The 15,594-nt window shown below is 72.5% G+C and carries 12 protein-coding genes; 10 read left to right on the top strand and 2 right to left on the bottom strand.

The window, feature by feature from the left end:
- The first annotated feature begins 83 nt into the window (after positions 1-83).
- From ACT7CP_RS13645 to ACT7CP_RS13655, 3 genes are all read left to right on the top strand, one after another.
- A complete protein-coding gene (locus ACT7CP_RS13645) occupies positions 84-725 on the top strand; it encodes an alpha/beta hydrolase (protein ID WP_445442611.1) in 642 nt (213 codons plus the stop codon).
- 105 nt (positions 726-830) lie between these two features.
- Positions 831-5,627 (top strand): Lhr family ATP-dependent helicase, encoded by a 4,797-nt coding sequence (locus ACT7CP_RS13650; protein WP_445442612.1) that lies wholly within the window; start codon positions 831-833, stop codon positions 5,625-5,627.
- Between the two features lie 30 nt (positions 5,628-5,657).
- The gene (locus ACT7CP_RS13655) at positions 5,658-6,461 is read left to right on the top strand and encodes a DNA-formamidopyrimidine glycosylase family protein (RefSeq protein WP_445442613.1); all 804 of its coding nucleotides are present in this window, start codon (positions 5,658-5,660) and stop codon (positions 6,459-6,461) included.
- Between the two features lie 18 nt (positions 6,462-6,479).
- Here the strand turns inward: ACT7CP_RS13655 and ACT7CP_RS13660 are convergent, their stop codons facing one another.
- The gene (locus ACT7CP_RS13660; RefSeq protein ID WP_445442614.1) at positions 6,480-8,012 is read right to left on the bottom strand and encodes an amino acid permease; all 1,533 of its coding nucleotides are present in this window, start codon (positions 8,010-8,012) and stop codon (positions 6,480-6,482) included.
- Between the two features lie 251 nt (positions 8,013-8,263).
- Between ACT7CP_RS13660 and ACT7CP_RS13665 the strand changes: the two genes are divergently transcribed.
- The gene (locus ACT7CP_RS13665) at positions 8,264-9,226 is read left to right on the top strand and encodes a sigma-70 family RNA polymerase sigma factor (protein ID WP_445442615.1); all 963 of its coding nucleotides are present in this window, start codon (positions 8,264-8,266) and stop codon (positions 9,224-9,226) included.
- A 35-nt stretch (positions 9,227-9,261) separates the two neighbouring features.
- Here ACT7CP_RS13665 and ACT7CP_RS13670 read toward each other — a convergent pair whose 3' ends face one another.
- Positions 9,262-9,837, bottom strand: a complete 576-nt coding sequence (locus ACT7CP_RS13670) for an ANTAR domain-containing protein (RefSeq protein WP_445442616.1) — start codon at positions 9,835-9,837, stop codon at positions 9,262-9,264.
- 279 nt (positions 9,838-10,116) lie between these two features.
- On the opposite strand from ACT7CP_RS13670, the gene ACT7CP_RS13675 reads away from it, so the two are divergent.
- From ACT7CP_RS13675 to ACT7CP_RS13700, 6 genes are all read left to right on the top strand, one after another.
- Positions 10,117-10,302 (top strand): PspC domain-containing protein, encoded by a 186-nt coding sequence (locus ACT7CP_RS13675; RefSeq protein WP_307506148.1) that lies wholly within the window; start codon positions 10,117-10,119, stop codon positions 10,300-10,302.
- 130 nt (positions 10,303-10,432) lie between these two features.
- A complete protein-coding gene (locus ACT7CP_RS13680) occupies positions 10,433-12,322 on the top strand; it encodes an amidase (protein ID WP_445442617.1) in 1,890 nt (629 codons plus the stop codon).
- Between the two features lie 106 nt (positions 12,323-12,428).
- Complete coding sequence (locus ACT7CP_RS13685; RefSeq protein WP_445442618.1) at positions 12,429-14,093, top strand: catalase; 1,665 nt, start codon at positions 12,429-12,431, stop codon at positions 14,091-14,093.
- A gap of 245 nt (positions 14,094-14,338) precedes the next feature.
- Complete coding sequence (locus ACT7CP_RS13690) at positions 14,339-14,722, top strand: TIR domain-containing protein (RefSeq protein WP_445442619.1); 384 nt, start codon at positions 14,339-14,341, stop codon at positions 14,720-14,722.
- Positions 14,713-15,018 carry a DUF7701 domain-containing protein gene (locus ACT7CP_RS13695; protein ID WP_445442620.1) on the top strand — a complete coding sequence of 102 codons (306 nt, stop codon included), beginning with the start codon at positions 14,713-14,715 and terminating at the stop codon, positions 15,016-15,018. The genes ACT7CP_RS13690 and ACT7CP_RS13695 overlap by 10 nt, the downstream gene beginning before the upstream one ends.
- Positions 15,008-15,541, top strand: a complete 534-nt coding sequence (locus ACT7CP_RS13700) for a RipA family octameric membrane protein (protein ID WP_445442621.1) — start codon at positions 15,008-15,010, stop codon at positions 15,539-15,541. The genes ACT7CP_RS13695 and ACT7CP_RS13700 overlap by 11 nt, the downstream gene beginning before the upstream one ends.
- Positions 15,542-15,594 lie beyond the last annotated feature (53 nt).

Genomic DNA, 15,594 nt, shown 5'->3' on the forward strand with positions numbered 1-15,594 from the left:
CGGCCGCCCGGGCGCGGGTGCGAGGATGGGCGGGCCGGCCGATCCCCCGCGTCCGCGCATCCGCCGCAGCCGACGAGGACACCGTGACCGCTCTCCCGCTGGATCCCGACGCCGTCCTCTGGTCGGCCTCCGCCGCCGAGCTCGCCGACCGGCCGCTCCTCGTCCTGCTGCACGGCTACGGCTCGCACGAGGGCGACCTGTTCGGCCTGTCGCCGTACCTGCCGCTCGGGCCCGTGATCGCGTCGCTGCGCGCGCCGATCGCGCTGCAGGGCGGGCACGCGTGGTTCCCGATCGTGCCCGGATCCACCGGCGACCCGGATCCGGACGCCGCCGACGCCGCCGCGCAGGGGGTCCTCGACTGGCTCGACGCGCTGCCCGCGCCGCCGCGCTCGGTCGGCCTCCTCGGGTTCAGCCAGGGCGGCGCGACAGCGCTCCAGCTGCTGCGGCTGGCGCCCGGACGCTTCTCCTACGCGGTGCAGCTCAGCGGGTTCTCCGTGCGCGGGGAGCACGCGGGCGACCCGGCCCTCGTCGCCGCGCCGACGCCCGTCTTCTGGGGCCGCGGCACGGCCGACACGGTGATCCCCGACGCGGCCGTGGCCCGCACGCGCGGCTGGATCGGCGCCCACACCGCCCTCACGGAGCGCATCTACGAGGACCTGCCCCACTCCGTGTCGGCGGCCGAGCTGCGGGACGTGTCCGCGTTCATCCGGGAGCACGCGAGCTGACGCGCGGCGCGGCGCGCGGCCCAGCTCGCGGCACGGCTCGCGTCGCGGTCGTCCGGGGAGCGCCGGGCCCGGCCCGATGTCGGTGGCGCAGAGGAGGATGGGGAGATGGATCCCGTCCTCGCGCGCTTCTCCCCGGCCACCCGGGAGTGGTTCCAGGGCGCGTTCCCCGGCCCCACGACCGCGCAGACGGGCGCGTGGGAGGCCGTGCAGAAGGGGTCGCACGCGCTCGTCGTGGCGCCCACCGGATCCGGCAAGACGCTCGCGGCGTTCCTGTGGTCCATCGACCGGCTCGCCTCGCGGCCCGCTCCGGAGGATCCGATGCGCCGCACGCGCGTCCTCTACATCTCGCCGCTCAAGGCGCTCGCGGTCGACGTGGAGCGGAACCTCCGCTCGCCGCTCGTGGGCATCGTGCAGACGGCGAAGCGGCTGGGGGCCGAGCCGCCCGAGGTCACGGTGGGCGTCCGCTCGGGCGACACCCCGGCGGCCGACCGGCGCGCGCTCGCGAAGACGCCGCCGGACATCCTCATCACCACGCCCGAGTCGCTGTTCCTCATGCTCACCTCGGCCGCGCGCGAGACGCTCGCGGGGGTCGAGACGGTCATCGTCGACGAGGTGCACGCGGTCGCGGCCACCAAGCGCGGCAGCCACCTGGCGCTCTCGCTCGAGCGGCTGGACGCGCTGCTCGAGAGGCCGGCCCAGCGGATCGGGCTGTCGGCCACCGTGCGGCCGCCCGAGGAGGTGGCGCGGTTCCTCGGCGGGCGGTCGCCCGTCACCATCGTGTCGCCGAAGAACACCAAGGAGTTCGACCTGCGGGTCATCGTGCCCGTCGACGACATGACCGAGCTCGGCACCACCGCGCCGCTCGAGGGGTCGGCGGCGCAGGGCGAGCCGCAGCAGGGGTCCATCTGGCCGCACGTGGAGGAGGGCATCGTCGACCTCGTGCTCCAGCACACGTCGTCCATCGTCTTCACGAACAGCAGGCGGCTGGCGGAGCGGCTCACGGCCCGGCTCAACGAGATCTACACGGGACGCATCGAGGACGGGCGGATCGACGCCGAGGGGCGGGCGATCGTCGCGGGGTCCGCGGGGGCGGGCGCCACGGCCGACGCCGTGCCCGTGCTGGCGGGCGCCGGGGCCGGATCCGCATCGTCCGTCGACGCCACGGCCTTCTCCGCCATGCGCCGCACCGCCGCGCGCCCGCCCGCCGAGGTCATGGCGCAGGCGGGGAGCACCGAGGGCGCGGATCCGGTGCTCGCGAAGGCGCACCACGGATCCGTCTCCAAGGAGCAGCGCGCTCTCATCGAGGACGACCTCAAGTCCGGCCGCCTCCGCTGCGTGGTGGCCACGTCGAGCCTCGAGCTGGGCATCGACATGGGCGACGTCGACCTCGTCGTGCAGGTGGAGGCGCCGCCCTCGGTCGCGAGCGGGCTGCAGCGCGTCGGCCGTGCGGGCCACCAGGTCGGCGAGGTCTCGCGCGGCGTCATCTTCCCCAAGCACCGGGCCGACCTCATCCACTCGGCCGTCGCCGCCGAGCGCATGGCGAGCGGGCAGATCGAGTCGCTGCGCGTGCCGGCGAATCCGCTCGACGTGCTCGCGCAGCAGACCGTCGCGGCCGTCGCGCTCGAGTCCGTGGGTGTCGAGGAGTGGTTCGACACGGTCCGGCGGAGCGCGCCCTTCGCGACCCTGCCGCGCTCCGCGTACGAGGCCACGCTCGACCTCCTCAGCGGCCGCTACCCGTCCGACGAGTTCGCGGAGCTGCGGCCCCGCATCGTGTGGGACCGCGACGAGGGCACCATCGAGGGGCGGCCGGGCGCGCAGCGGCTCGCCGTCACCTCCGGCGGCACCATCCCCGACCGGGGCCTGTTCGGCGTGTTCATGGTGGGCGAGAAGGCGTCGCGCGTGGGCGAGCTCGACGAGGAGATGGTCTACGAGTCGCGCGTCGGCGACGTGTTCGCGCTCGGGGCCACGAGCTGGCGGATCCAGGAGATCACGCACGACCGCGTGCTCGTGACGCCCGCGTTCGGCGAGCCCGGCAAGCTGCCGTTCTGGAAGGGCGACGGGCTCGGCCGGCCGCTCGAGCTGGGACGCGCCATCGGAGCGTTCGTGCGGGAGCTGTCGGGATCCGCGGTCGACGACGCCCGGGCGCGCGCCGGTCGCGTGGGCCTCGACGACCGCGCCGTGAACAACCTGCTGGCGTTCCTCGACGACCAGAAGAAGGCCACCGGGCACGTCCCGAACGACCGCACCCTCGTGGTCGAGCGCTTCCGCGACGAGCTGGGCGACTGGCGCGTGGTGCTGCACTCCCCCTACGGGATGCAGGTGCACGCGCCGTGGGCGCTCGCGGTCGGCGCGCGGGTCACCGAGCTGTACGGCATCGACGGCGCCACCATGGCGAACGACGACGGCATCGTCGTGCGCATCCCCGAGACCGACGGCGAGCCGCCGGGAGCCGACCTGTTCGTGTTCGAGCCCGACGAGCTCGACGCCATCGTCACGCGCGAGGTGGGCGGATCCGCGCTGTTCGCCTCGCGCTTCCGCGAGTGCGCGGCCCGCGCGCTGCTCCTGCCGCGCTACAACCCCGGCCGCCGCTCGCCGCTCTGGCAGCAGCGGCAGCGGGCGTCGCAGCTGCTCGACGTCGCGCGGAAGTACCCCGCGTTCCCCATCGTGCTCGAGACCGTGCGCGAGGTGCTGCAGGACGTCTACGACCTGCCCGCGCTCACGTCGCTCGCGAAGGACATCGAGGCCCGGCGCATCCGGATCGTCGAGACCACCACGGAGGACGCGTCGCCGTTCGCGCGCAGCCTCCTCTTCAGCTACGTCGGCGCGTTCATGTACGAGGGCGACAGCCCGCTCGCCGAGCGCCGGGCCGCCGCGCTCTCGCTCGACGCGGGGCTGCTGTCGGAGCTCCTCGGGCGGGCGGAGCTGCGCGAGCTGCTGGATCCGGCGGTCATCGCGCGCACCGAGCTCGAGCTGCAGCGCCTTGCGACCGACCGGCGCGCGAAGGGGCGGGAGGGCGTGGCCGACCTGCTGCGGATCCTCGGGCCGCTCGACGCCGAGGAGGTCGCCGCGCGCCTGGAGCCCGAGGAGGCCGGCGAGGCCGCCGCGCACCTCGACGCGCTCGTCGCCGGCAAGCGCGCGCTCCGCGTCTCGTTCGGCGGCCGCCCGCGCGTCGCCGCCATCGAGGACGCGAGCCGCCTGCGCGACGCCCTCGGCGTGCCGCTGCCCATCGGCACGCCGCTCGCGTTCGTGGAGCCCGTGGCCGATCCCCTGGGCGACCTCGTGGGCCGCTACGCGCGCACCCACGGCCCCTTCACGATCGCCGACGCGGCCACCGCGATCGGCCTCGGATCCGCCGTCATCGCCGACACGCTCGCCCGGCTCGGCGCCCAGCGGCGCGTGGTCGAGGGCGAGTTCCGGCCGGGGGCGTCCGGCAGCGAGTGGTGCGACGTCGAGGTGCTGCGGCGCCTCCGCAGCCGCTCGCTGGCCGCGCTCCGCAGCGAGGTCGAGCCGGTCGAGCAGGCGGCGTTCGCGCGCTTCCTCCCGGCGTGGCAGCACGTCGCGGGCGCGGATCGCGAGCGCGGGCTCCGCGGGGTCGACGGCGTGCTGCAGGTCATCGAGCAGCTGGCGGGCGCGCCCGTGCCCGCCTCCGCGTGGGAGACGCTCGTGCTGCCCGCCCGGGTGCGCGACTACACGCCCGCCTTCCTCGACGAGCTCACGTCCACGGGCGAGGTCATCTGGTCGGGGGCCGGCACGCTCGCGGGTGCCGACGGCTGGGTGAGCCTGCACCTCGCCGACCAGGTCGCGCTCACGCTGCCCGAGCCCGACGCGCACGACACCGACGAGCTGCAGCGCGAGGTCCTCACCACGCTCGGCACGGGCGGCGGCTACTTCTTCCGGCAGCTGAGCGACGCCGTGGGATCCACGGACGACAAGGCGCTCGTCACCGCGCTGTGGGACCTCGTGTGGGCGGGCCTCGTCACGAACGACACGCTCTCGCCGCTGCGGGCGCTGCTCGCGGGCGGATCCACCGCGCACAAGACGCCGCAGCGCGCGCCGCGCGGGCGGATGTACCGGGGCGGGCGGATGCCGCGACCCGACATGCCGACGCGCACCGGGCCGTCGACGGCGGCCGGCCGGTGGTCGATCGTGCCGCTCGCCGAGACGGACGCCACCGTGCGCGCAGCCGGCACGGCCGAGCTGCTGCTCGAGCGGTACGGCGTGGTCACGCGCGGATCCGTCATGACCGAGCGCGTGCCCGGCGGCTTCGCGCTCACCTACAAGGTGCTCGCGGGGTTCGAGGACACCGGGCGGGCCCGGCGCGGGTACTTCATCGAGACGCTGGGCGCGGCCCAGTTCTCCACGGGCGGCACGGTCGACCGGCTGCGTGGGTTCACGCGGGATCCGGACGCGGGCGAGCGGCCGCTGAACGCGCTGACGCTGGCGGCCACGGATCCGGCCAACGCGTACGGCGCGGCGCTGCCCTGGCCCCGGCTCGACGGGTCGGCGGCGGACGGCGACGACGCCGCGGGCGCGGATCCGTCGGGCGACGCGTCAGCGCCCGAGGTCGGCGCGATCGCCCTCGCCGGCAGCGTGGACGCGCGCGGCGAGCGGCCCACGGGCCACCGGGCCGGCCGGAAGGCGGGCGCGCTCGTCGTGCTGGTCGACGGCGAGCTCGTGCTCTACGTGGAGCGCGGCGGCAAGACGGTGCTGCAGTTCGACGCCGACGAGGCCGTGCTGCGGGCGGCCGCCGAGTCGCTCGGCGGCGTCGTGCGGCGCGGCGGCGTGGCCAAGCTCGCGATCGAGAAGGTCAACGGGGAGTTCATCCTCGGCACGCCGCTCGGCTCCGCGCTCCAGGAGCACGGCTTCTCGGCGACGCCGCGCGGGCTGCGGATGCGCACGTGACCCGGCTCACCCGACGCAGCGGAGACGCCCGTGCCTGAGGGCGACACCGTCTACCGCACCGCCGCGCACCTGCAGGAGGCGATCGGCGGCCGGGTGCTCACGCGCACCGACTTCCGCGTGCCCGCCTTCGCGACCCTCGACCTCGCGGGCCGGGAGGTCGACGAGGTGGTGAGCGTCGGGAAGCACATCCTGCACCGCGTCGGCGACCTCACGATCCACAGCCACCTCAAGATGGAGGGGTCCTGGCACATCTACCAGCACGGCACCGCGTGGCGGCGGCCGACCTTCGAGGCGCGCGTCGTGCTGGAGACGGCGGAGCGGGTCACGGTGGGCTTCGCGCTGGGGGTGCTGGAGGTGATCCCCCGCGACCAGGAGCACACGGTCGTCGGGCACCTCGGCCCCGACATCCTCGGCCCTGGCTGGGATGACGCGCAGGCGGAGGAGGTCGTGCGGCGGATCTCCGCCCAGCCCGAGCGGCCCATCGGCCTGGCGCTCCTCGACCAGCGGAACGCGGCCGGCATCGGCAACGTCTACCGCGCGGAGCTCTGCTTCCTGCGCGGCGTCCTGCCCACGCGGCCCGTGGCCGAGGTGCCGGACCTGCCCGCGATGGTCGCGCTCGCCCGCCGCACCATGCGCGCCAACCGCGACCGCATCGAGCGCACCACCACGGGCGACCTCCGCCGCGGCCGCACCGACTGGGTCTACGGGCGGAAGGGCAAGCCGTGCCTCCGGTGCGGCACGCGGATCCTGCAGGGCCAGCTCGGCGACCCCGTGCGGCCCGGCATGGGATCGCAGGACCGGGTCACCTACTGGTGCCCGCGCTGCCAGACCTGACGCGCGGGCGCTGAGGGGTCAGTCCCGCGGCGTCGACACCGACGGCAGCTCGGGGGCCGGGGCACCGCCCGCGGCGATCCGCGCCTCCTCCTTGCCGAGCACCGAGTGGCGGCGGCCGTAGAGGAAGTAGATCGCGAAGCCGATCGCGAGCCACACGACGAAGCGCACCCAGGTGAGGGTCGTGAGGTTGAGCATCAGCCACACGCAGAGCACGGCCGACAGGATCGGCAGCCACGGCATGAAGGGCACGCGGAACGACGCGCGGATGTCCGGGCGCTTCCGGCGCAGCACGATCACGCCGATGCTCACCAGCACGAACGCGGACAGCGTGCCGATGTTGATCATCTCCTCCAGCACGCCCACGTCGGTGAAGCCGGCGAGAGCCGCGACGACGACGCCCGCGATGATCTGCACGCGCACGGGCGTGCGGCGCTTGGCGCTCGTGCGGCTGAGGCCGCGCGGCAGCAGGCCGTCGCGGCTCATCGCGAAGACCACGCGCGCGAGGCCGAGCAGCAGCACCATGAGCACGGTGGTGAGGCCGAGCAGCGTGCCGATGGAGATGACCTGCGCCGCCCATCCCGCGCCCACGGCGGTGAACGCGGTCGTGAGCGAGGGGTCCTCGGCGTCGGCGAGCACCGTGTACGGCACCATGCCGGTGAGCACGAGGGTCACGAGCACGTAGAGCACGGTGACGACCGCGAGGCCCGCGAAGATGCCGCGCGGCAGGGTGCGCTGCGGGTCCTTGACCTCCTCGGCGCTCGTGGCGACGACGTCGAACCCGATGAACGCGAAGAAGACGAGCGAGGCGCCCGCGAGCAGGCCGTAGAGGCCGTACTGCGTGGGCTCCTGGCCGCTCGCCCAGGAGAAGAGGGACTGGGTCCACACGTCGGCGGCGGCGCCCTCGGCGGGCTGCTGCGGCGGGATGAAGGGCGCGTAGTTCTCGGCCTTCACGTAGAAGGCGCCCACGACGATCACGAACAGGACGACGGCGACCTTGAGCACGGTGAAGACGCTCGAGACGCGGCTGGAGAGCTTGGTGCCGAGCACGAGCAGCACGGTGAAGATCGCGGTGATGAGCACGGCGCCCCAGCTGATCCCGAGGCCGAAGACCGTGATGGTGGCGGGGATGTCGAGCCCCGCGAGCTGCAGCGCCGACTCCAGGTAGATGCCCCAGTACTTGGCGATGACGGCCGCCGCGGTGAGCATCTCGAGGATGAGGTCCCAGCCGATGATCCAGGCGAGCAGCTCGCCCATAGTGGCGTAGGTGAAGGTGTACGCGCTGCCCGCGACCGGCACGGCCGAGGCGAACTCGGCGTAGCACATGATCGCGAGGCCGCACGTGACGGCGGCGAGCACGAACGCCAGCGTCACCGACGGACCCGCGTAGTTCCCGGCGGCCTTCGCGCCGACGGAGAAGATGCCGGCGCCGACCGCGACGGCCACGCCCATGAGCATGAGGTCCCAGGTGCCGAGGGACCGGGTGAGGCTGCGCTCGCCTCCCGCGGCGTCGGCGAGCGACGACTCGATGCTCTTCGTGCGGAACAGGCTCATGGGGCGTCCGTTCGGGTGGGGAGGCGGGGAACGGGGATCGAGCCTACCGGCGTGGGGCCTGCGCCCCCGTCCGGGGGCGCTGCTCCGGACTGGTGCGGATGCGCGGGCCATCGACACGCCCGGCCTGCAGGAGAAGGAGGAGAAGCAGGAGGAGAAGTGCTCGCCCGACCTAGGCACCCCCGAGAAGCAGTGCTTCTCTGGAGGAGCGGTCAAGCAGAGTGCCGCGTCCGTCCTCGTCCGGAGGGTCCTGAGTGATCGAATCGCTGCGCTCGCGCGCCCTCGTCGCCGCACCGTCCGCCCTGCGGGGCGTCGCCCCCGCGACGCCCGTGCCCCTCGCGGCCGCCGTCCCGACCGGCATCGCCGCCGCTCGCGAGGAGAAGCGCCGCGTGACGCAGGACCGGTTCGTGCGCGCCGCCGCCGTGGCCCAGGATCCGGCCGGCGAGGCCGAGCGCCGCCGCCTGCACGACCAGATCGTGCTCGACCACCTGGAGCTGGCCGACCAGCTCGCCCGCCAGCACGCGGGCCGCGCCCACGACTGGAGCGACCTCCGCCAGGTCGGCTACCTCGGCCTCGTGAAGGCCGCGCGCCGCTACGACCCCGGCTTCGGCGCGCCCTTCGTGTCGTTCGCGATCCCCACCATCTCCGGCGAGATCAAGCGCCACCTCCGCGACAACGGCTGGGTGGTCCGGCCGCCGCGGCAGATCCAGGAGCTGCGGCACGCGCTGCTGTCCGTCGTGCCCGCGCTCACGCAGCGCCTCGGCCGCACGCCCACCGACGCCGAGCTCGCCGCGCACACCGGGCACCCGCGCGCGGAGGTCACCGAGGCGCTCGCCGCGCACTCGAGCCTCCGGCCGGTGTCCCTCGACTTCACGGTGCACGAGGACGAGGGCACGTCCCTCGCGGACACCATCGGCACCGACGACCCCGGGTACGCCCGCGCCGAGCGCAGCGTGCTGCTCGACGCCGCGCGCGGGATCCTCAGCGACCGCGACCGGCGGATCCTGCACCTCCGCTTCGTCGACGAGTGCAGCCAGAGCGAGATCGCGGCCGAGCTGGGCGTGACCCAGATGCAGGTGTCGCGGCTGCTCGCGCGGATCCTCGGGCAGCTGCGGACCGAGCTCACCCGCGGCGAGCCGGAACTCGTGCCGGAGACGGCGCCGCTCGCGGCCGTGTCGCCCATCCGGCTCCGCGACGCGGACCGCCGCTCGGCCTGACCGACGCGTCGGGCGCGGATCACCCGGCGCCTGCGTCAGCCGGGCAGCGCGCGCGTCTCGACGACGCGGCGGGCGACCTCGGCGAGCTTCACGTTGCCGTCCTGCGAGTAGCGGCGGAGCACCTGGAACGCGCGGTCGGCGTCGAGCGAGAAGCGCTCCATCAGGATCCCCTGGGCCTGCCCGACGAGCGTGCGGGCCGCGAGCCCGCGCTCGAGCTCCTCGGTGGCGTCCCGCGCGGCGAGCGCGACGCGAGCGTGCACGGCGACCTCCTCGGCGAGCGCCCGGTCGGCGTCCGTCAGCGCGCCGGACGCCCAGTGCAGGGCGACCGCTCCGGCCGTCCGCGGATCCGCGTCGGGGGCGTCGCCCATCGCGACCAGCAGCAGACCCGGACCCGTCGCCGGAGCGGGCTGCGTGAGCAGCGCGGCGAGCGCGTCGCCGGACTCCCCCGCGACCTCGACCCCGGACGCGCGCGGCAGGAGGACGGCCGCCCCCGTGGCGGAGGAGGCGTCGAGGAGGGCGGCGAGCAGCCGCTCGACGGCGGCGGCGCGGCGCGGGGCGGCGTGGAACCCGGCGACGACGTGGGCGGGCAGGGGCGAGCGGTGCGGCTCCATGCGGCTCCTCCCGTGACTCGTGGGGCAGGCGGCTCGGCGGCTGCGTGCGCCGCCTGGACCCGCGCCGGCGCGAGGAGACGCCGAGCCCGGCTCGACGTCCGAGTATCGCACCATCGCTTTGGGCCCAAACGGAGGTCGGGGAGAACTCACGGGGAGCCGTTCCCGCACGACGCGGCGGCGCGGACGGCGTCCTCGACGCGGATCCGCCGGGCGCGCGCCGGGCATCCGCCGGGGGCGCCCTCCTGGCCGCGGCGCAGGCGCCCCTGCCATGCTCGATGCATGGCCACCCTCATGCGTCCCCGTAGCGGGAAGATCATCGCCGGCGTCTGCGCCGCCCTCGCCGACCGCTTCGGCATCAGCCGATTCCTGGTCCGGCTCCTGTTCGTGATCTCGATCGTGCTGCCGGGCCCGCAGGTGCTGCTGTACCTCATCCTCTGGATCGTGTTCCCCAAGCAGCGCGCCTGACCCCGTCGCGCGCGCTCCCGCCCCCGCCCGTGACGGCGGGCGGACCGGGAACGTCCCGCGCCCGAAACGCCGCCGCAACACCCGGTTCCCAGACTGGGGAGACACCTCTCCCCGATCTGGAGGACCGCGCATGCCCGCACGCCCCCGGATCCGCGCGGCCGCCCGCCTCCCCGCGGCCGCGGTCCTCTGCCTGGGGCTCGCGCTCGCGGGCGGCATCGCGCCCGCCTCCGCGGATCCGGTCATCCCGCGTGCCGGAGCGGCGACCGGCGCGGCCGACGCGACCCCGCCCGCCGTCGTCGACCTCGGCGTCGCCGACGCGCTCGCGCTCCTCGAGTCCGGGGCCACCACCTCCGTCGAGCTGACCCGCGCCTACCTCGCGCGCATCGAGGCGTACGACCGCGCCTACGGCGACCAGCCGGGCCTCGCCGCCGTGATCACGGTGAACGACGAGGCGCTCGCGACCGCCGCCGAGCTCGACGCCGAGCGGGCGGCCGGTACGATCCGCGGCAAGCTGCACGGCGTGCCGGTCGTCGTGAAGGACAACCACGCGACCGTCGACATGCCCACGACCGCGGGCAGCGCGGCCCTCCGCGGCTACCGCACGGAGGACGACGCCACCGCGGTCGCACGCCTCCGGGCAGCCGGCGCGATCATCCTCGCGAAGACCAACATGTCGGAGTTCGCATGGCACGGCACGTACACGCTGAGCTCCGCGCGCGGCCGCACCGCGAACCCCTACGACCAGCGGAACAGCGCGAGCGGATCCAGCGGCGGCACGGGCGCGGCCGTCGCGGCGGCGTACGCCCCGGCCGGGCTCGGCACCGACTCGTGCGGATCCATCCTCGGGCCGGCTGCGCACCAGGACCTCGTGGGCTACCGGCCGACGATGGGCCTCACGAGCACCGCCGGGATCCTGCCGCTGTCGCCGCGGCAGGACGTCTCGGGGCCGCTGACGACGACGGTGGCCGATGCCGCGCTCCTGATGGAGGTGCTCGCGGGGCGCGACCCCGCGGATCCGCTCACCGCCGTCGCCGACGAGCAGGCGACCGACGCCTACGTCGCCGGGTTGTCGACCACCGCCCTCGCCGGGAAGCGCATCGGCTGGGTGCGCTGGGACATCGCGGAGGATCCCGAGCGGCCGGGCCTCGCCGAGACGGACGCCCTCATGGAGCAGGCCGCGGCCGACCTGCGGGCCCAGGGCGCCGAGGTCGTGGAGGTGCCGCTCACGCAGGAGTTCGTGGAGGGGACGCTGCAGAGCGGCGGCTGGCGCGACATCCGGCCGAGCATCGACCGCTTCCTCGCCGAGACGCCGGCCACCTGGCCCGCGCGCCTCTCCGCGCGCACCGAGCCGGCCGACGTGCTGAGCTTCGCCGACGTGATCGCCGACCGGCCGAGCGCGCTCACCGACACCGACATCGCCTACTTCCTCAGCCACGAGGACATCCCGAACCCCGACTACGAGCGGTCGATCGCGGAACAGGACGCGGGCAAGGCGGCGATGGACCGCTTCTTCGTCGAGCAGGGCGTCGACGCCCTGGTGATGCCCGTTAGCGCGACGAGCGCGACCCCGACCTGGGCCGGCACCACGTACTGCGACGTCGGCGCGAACACCGGGATCCCCACGATCTCGGTGCCGGCGGGCACCACGTCGACGGGCGCGCCCGTGGGCCTCGAGCTCGCCGCGCCGCGCAGCCGCGACGGCGACCTGCTCGCGATGGCCTACGCGTACGAGCAGGCGACGCGGCACCGGGTCGCGCCCGCGTCGACGCCGGAGCTGGCGACCGTCGCGGATCCCGGTGCCGACGAGGCGGCGGACGACCCGGCGACGCCCCCGGCCGACGCGAGCACCGCACCCGGCGGATCCGTCCCCCAGGCGCTCGGCGCCGCCCGCATCGCCGGCCTCGGCGTCAACACCGGCGCGCAGAACGCCGCCATCTCCGCGGGCCTCGCGCTCGCCGGCGGGATCCTGACGGCCCTCGCCTCCGGCCTCCTCCGCCGAAGCCGACGCCGCCCGGCCTAGGCGTCGCCGATCCGCGACCGGCCGATCCTCTGGGAGTCGCCGCGCGGCGCTGGGCGTGTCGGCGGTCCCCCGGCAGGCTGGAGGCACGACGACGAAAGGAACCCCCATGACCGACGTCTCCTCCCAGGGCCCCGCCGAGGGCGATGACCGCGAGGTCCTCACGAACCGCCAGGGCCACCCCGTCTACGACAACCAGAACCAGCGCACCGTCGGCGCGCGCGGCCCCGCGACGCTCGAGAACTACCAGTTCCTCGAGAAGATCAGCCACTTCGACCGCGAGCGGATCCCGGAGCGCGTCGTGCACGCGCGCGGCGCCGTCGCGTTCGGCTACTTCGAGGCGACCGGCACGTGGGGCGACGAGCCCATCGCGAGGTACACGCGCGCGAAGCTCTTCCAGGAGCCCGGCAAGCGCACCGACGTCGCGATCCGCTTCTCCACCGTGATCGGGGGCCGCGACTCCTCCGAGGCCGCCCGCGACCCGCGCGGGTTCGCCGTGAAGTTCTACACGGAGGACGGCAACTGGGACATGGTCGGCAACAACCTCGGCGTGTTCTTCATCCGCGACGCGATCAAGTTCCCCGACGTGATCCACTCGCTGAAGCCCGACCCCGTCACCTTCCGCCAGGAGCCGGCGCGCATCTTCGACTTCATGTCGCAGACGCCCGAGTCGATGCACATGCTGATGAACCTGTTCAGCCCCCGCGGCATCCCCGCGGACTACCGCCACATGCAGGGCTTCGGCGTGAACACCTACAAGTGGGTGGACGCCGAGGGCGGCACGAAGCTCGTGAAGTACCACTGGATCCCGAAGGCCGGCGTCAGCAGCATGACGGAGGCCGACGCGGCCGTCGTGCAGGGCGGCGACCTCGGCCACGCGTCGAAGGACCTCTACGAGGCCATCGAGCGCGGCGACTTCCCCGAGTGGGAGCTCCGCGTGCAGCTCATGGACGACGGCGACCACCCCGAGCTCGACTTCGACCCGCTCGACGACACGAAGGTCTGGCCGGAGAACGACTTCCCGCCGAAGGCCGTGGGCCGCATGGTGCTCGACCGGAACGTGACCAACCACTTCGCCGAGAACGAGCAGCTCTCGTTCGGCACCGGCGTGCTCGTGGACGGGCTCGACTTCTCCGACGACAAGATGCTCGTCGGCCGCACGTTCTCCTACTCGGACGCGCAGCGCTACCGCGTGGGCCCGAACTACCTGCAGCTGCCGGTGAACGCGCCGCACCACGCGAACGTGGCGACGAACCAGCGCGACGGGCAGATGACGTTCCACCAGGATCACGGCGGCCAGAACCCGCACATCAACTACGAGCCGTCGATCACGGGCGGGCTCCGCGAGGGGCAGTACCCGACGCACGACGACCAGGGCCCGGAGATCACGGGCCGGCTGACGCGCAAGCGGATCCCGCTGACCGCCGACTACCTGCAGGCCGGCCAGCGCTACCTGCTCATGGAGGGCTGGGAGCGCGACGACCTCGTCGCGAACCTCACCGACCTCATCTCGCAGGCCGCGCGTCCCGTGCAGGAGCGCATGCTCTGGCACTTCTACCTCGTGGAGGACGACCTGGGCCGCCGCGTGGGCGAGGGCCTCGGGATCACGCTCGACGAGGTCAAGGACCTGCCGCCGCTGCAGTCGCAGACGCTGTCGGAGGAGGAGCAGCAGCGCCTCGCGAACCTCGGGCACAACGGGACGCGCGACGTCACCGGGCTGATGATGACGCACTGCGTGCCCGACGCGCGGCGCAACCTGGTCGACGCGGCGTAGGGCCCGCTCGAGACGTTAAGAGGGGCGGGTGGCCAGCGGACGCCTGCCCCTCTTGATGAGCATTTCATAGCGGGACCTAGATTCGTCGCGCAGAGGACGCATGCGCTCATGAGCGCCGTGTTCCCCGTTCGGTTACTTGCTTCTGTCCATCTACCGTTGCCTAGCGGTGACGTGTAGGGTGCATTTCATCGCATCATTCCTTATACGGCAGAGACGATCCGCCGGCGCTTGAAAGGTGATTTGTTATGGCCAACCCTAGGGCATTCATCAGCTTCGAGATGGAGGACAGATACGCGCGCGATTTTCTAGTTCAGCAAGCAAGAGATAGCAATAACGACATCGAGTTCGTCGATTACTCCGTGCAGAACCCGTGGGATACGAGCTGGAAGACAAATTGCAGTCTTCGCATCGCGCGCACGAAGGGCACAATCGTACTCATCGGCGCGACGACCCACAAATCTGAGGCAGTCTTGTGGGAGATTGCCGAAACGAAGCGGCAAGGTCATCACCTCTTTGGAATTCAGACGCAAACCAATAGCACGTTCACCATCCCGGGAGGCCTTCCCGCAGCCAGCGTGATTCGCTGGAAATTCGTAGACATCGTAGCTCGGTTGCAAGCGTGGAAATAAATTACCTGGAGCAGATTGCAGGAAACATTCGAGAGCGCGTTGCTCCCAACGAGTTGCCGGATGAGAACACACGTTTGCTTTTCCGCATGTATGCAGTTCTACTGCTCGCGAAGGGGGAATCAGTAACGGCCGCAGATGTCCACAATGCTTGGGTTGCGTGGATGTGTTCAGTGAATAGCGCCCACGAATCAATTGTGCCGTACGAAGATCTCGCAGAAGACGTGGCTAGCAGCGATCAACCCTATGTCGACGCGATTATTGCCACCGCCCGGGCGAGGGCAGCCGATGCCCTCTGACGTTGAAGATGCACTGTTCCCGAACGGAAAGCCACGCGACAAGGCAAGTAAGATCGCGCTCATGCAGCAGTATCAGTTGATGGTACAAAGCTCCGAAAAACTCGTGGATCGTCGTCAGGCATTGAACACTTTTTACTTTACTGTTAATGGGGCAATTATTGCGGCGGCCGGATTTATGCTGAGCAATGGGTCAGATACGCAGCTTCAGGCGGCCGGGCTCGGCGGCCTTTCTTTCGCAGGACTGATTCTCGCCAAAGCATGGTGGACGCTCCTCATTTCCTTTGGACAGTTGAATACTGGCAAATTCGAGGTCATTAATACTCTGGAAAGGTACCTGGGTGCGTCCATTTACACCGCCGAGTGGGTGGCCCTGGGAGAAGGGAAGGACCCAGAGAAGTATCAAAGTTTTACCGAGAGAGAAGCATGGGTTCCGCGAGTCTTTTTTTCGGTGTACGCAATAAGCCTCTTAGTGCAAGCGGCGATTATTATGGCTTCGTTTAGCGGAGCTAAGCTCGCTATGTAAGGCCGGGGCGAACCGCATTTAAGATATTGAAGTTATTCCCTAAGGCGTAAACG

This window comes from Clavibacter rahimiani (assembly GCF_052654495.1).